This window comes from Okeania sp. SIO2B9, assembly GCF_010672505.1.
Lineage (GTDB): Bacteria > Cyanobacteriota > Cyanobacteriia > Cyanobacteriales > Microcoleaceae > Okeania > Okeania hirsuta.
In genome coordinates this window covers 1-2,956 of the sequence record NZ_JAAHGK010000988.1, presented here as the reverse complement: position 1 = coordinate 2,956, position 2,956 = coordinate 1, and the positions used below count along the sequence as shown (strand labels likewise).

At 33.8% G+C, this 2,956-nt stretch carries 2 protein-coding genes and 1 pseudogene; all 3 read right to left on the bottom strand.

Going from position 1 to position 2,956, the window contains the following annotated elements; translation table 11 throughout:
• Positions 1-226: pseudogene (locus F6K13_RS26390) on the bottom strand (hypothetical protein); the annotation flags it as partial.
• A gap of 522 nt (positions 227-748) precedes the next feature.
• Positions 749-1,555, bottom strand: a complete 807-nt coding sequence (locus F6K13_RS26385) for a pantothenate kinase (RefSeq protein ID WP_240039120.1) — start codon at positions 1,553-1,555, stop codon at positions 749-751.
• 333 nt (positions 1,556-1,888) lie between these two features.
• Positions 1,889-2,824, bottom strand: a complete 936-nt coding sequence (locus F6K13_RS26380; RefSeq protein WP_124146552.1) for a hypothetical protein — start codon at positions 2,822-2,824, stop codon at positions 1,889-1,891.
• Positions 2,825-2,956: the final 132 nt, after the last annotated feature.

Below are 2,956 nucleotides of genomic sequence, written 5' to 3'. Positions count from 1 at the left end.
TTAGGAGATACAAAAAAATAAACAGAGCAATAGAAACTACTAAAACTATCGGCAATTGAATCAGCTCTCGAAAGAAATAAACACTAATTCCTGAGCCAATAGTAGTTGCAAAAGATAGATATTCAAGTATTCTCAAAAATGATAAGATACCAGGGATCGATGGTGGAGATTTATAATTATCGGCTTTGATGTTTAACTGAGAATCAAGGGTTTCCGAACTTGTCATCTTTTGTTTATTCCTTTGATTTGATAAGTGGACTAAAATATTCTCCTGCTATTGAGAAAGTAAGGGCAATATTACCTGATAAATTATTTTACAATAAGCTGTTATATTATGTCTGAATAATTAGTTATAATAAATTTCTTAGGTGGTAAGTCGTAGGTGTAAGTTCAAGGTCGAACACTGGAAACGGAGCAGAAATTTGGGATATTCCTTCAACATCGCTTCAATAGAACATTTTTATTATACTTAATTATTCAGACATAGTATTATTCAGCAAATTACTTATATTTATTTTTACATTTTCGGCGTTGCTGATTTGAGGTATGATAGATATCATCTCCGGATAAGAGGGCGAGCAAAAAACTTTCTCCTTCTACTCCTGTTTCTTCTTCTTTGTTCCCTCCTGACTCGGTAACTTCCCCTCCTGGAAGAGGTTAGGGGTGGGTTGACTCCTAAGTAATTAAGATTAATATCATACACGCTCTTCAGCAACGCCACATTTTCAGATCTTATTCAGATCTTAAGTTAGTATATTTGATGCCAAATTTTTGCTATACCCCAAAAAATTACTTCCGGTGCATCAATGATAGTTGCACCTAACTCAGGAAAAAGTTTTGTCAAATGAGTTAATAATAAGATGCGATCGCCTCCTGTCAGCACTATTTGTCCTTCAGGAAATTCTTCTCGCCAGGCGACGATATAATCTTTTATACCTGCTAATACTGTATATATTATCCCACTTTGAATGGCTGTTGCTGTTTCTTTTGCCCACCGTGGAGGTAACTCTATCGGTATATCGACCAAAGGTAACATAGCTGTTCCTGCTATCAAAGATGATAATTGCAACCTTAACCCTGGTAAAATAGACCCCCCCACTATTTTTTTTTGGACATCAGCACCAGTAAAAGTAATTGCAGTACCAGCATCTATGACTAGCACAGGCCAACCTAACTTTGTGCCTGCACCCAAAACTGCTAAAGCTCTATCTATTCCCAAAGTAGGATAAAGTCCTTGTAGTGGGAGTTTTTCTAAAGTAATCATATCAGACCAAGGATAAGTTTCCCAAAGTACTGTTTGTTGAGGAACTACTGATGCTATTAATAAAGGCATCTGATGATTTAACTTTATATTCTGAGTTTCTAATGTATTTTTTAGTAGTTTTCTGACTACTATTTCCACATTAATATTTTCCTCAATTTCCCATTTGTGAATCCGGTCTATATCCCAGGTTTTCTGAAGTATTGCACCCACAAAATACCCCCAGTGTAACCGGGTATTTCCAATCATTAAACCGAGCCATTCTTGATTTTCATACATATATAGTAATTTCATTTGAGTTGCGTAAAAAACATGGTTGCTTTTAGGCAACAGGCAACAGGCAACAGGCAACAGGTAAGAAGGTTTGCCGAACTTTTTACTGTTAGTAAATAACTAGCTCTTGTTTGACATCTCATTTGAAAACGCTATATAAATCTGTTCAAAAATTAATAATTAATAATTACCTCTCCTTTAAAAGAAGAGGATTGACTCAAAGGAAAAATTTTCTTTATTATCCCCTTAAAAGGGGAGGCTTTAAACCACAATAATTTTTCGGTGAAAAGTCCACTTTTAATAATAAATTAAAAGCCTCCATCCCGGTGTCTCCGTGTCTCCGCGTCCCCGTGTCTATTTGTAAGGAAGTCCTACATCTAAACCAGAAGTATATATAGCAACTGCTTGGTCTTGCATATTAAAGACTATTTTTATGCCTGTATCATCAGGATTTTTCCATTCATAAGCACCCTTAATTTGATTTTCTGCTTGTGATTCATCTGATGTAACTTCTTGTTGTCTACCAAGAGTATTATTAATTTGCATTTCTCTTGCTTCTCTTGATTGTACAAAAGCTTCTGAGTCAAATTCGGGGTCTATTTCTCCCTCTGCTCCAAGAATATTTCTTATTTCTCGGTATGTCATTCCTAGCTGCAATTTTTCATATTTTTGTCGCGTAATTGAATAAACTGGTTTGGGTTGATTCCAGAAAGGATTACCAAAATTATAAGTATTCATATTTTTAGTCCGAATAGTAACCACTTTCTGATTAGAATCAAAAATTATACTCATGCTTGTACCATCAGGATTCACCCAATTATATGTAACAGTATTAGAATTAGTTAAAGGATTATCTCTTGTTGGTTGTTTTATTCCTTCACTACCAATAATTTCTCTCACTTCATCATAAGTCATCCCAACTTTAATATTTTCAAAATCTGTACTGGTAACTACAGGAGGTTCTCGATTAACTCCAAAGTTAGTCGCGTTCAAATTTTGAGCAGATAATTTAATCAGTTTATTCTCTGAATTAAATATGGCAACTATACCTGTATTATCATTATTTAACCAGCGATACGCTACGCCAAATTCGTCAATTGTCGGACTATTATATTTTGTATAAATTTCACCTTCTCTTCCCAAGATTTGTTTGACTTCTTGATAGGTCATGCCAATTTTTAAGTTTTCATAATCAGCATTGGTAATTCTATTAGCTATAGCCGGTTTAATTTGTAGATTAAAGACAGATAAAAAACTACTAATAAATATTGTCAAAAAAAACTTTTTCATTGTAATTATCTAAAATATTTCCTATATTTTAATGATGAATTTTCAGGATATAAAATTGCTCAGAATTAATCTTACTAGACTCATATAAAGTTTGAGCAATTTCTGTCAAAGTCAATACTGAATAACTCCTAT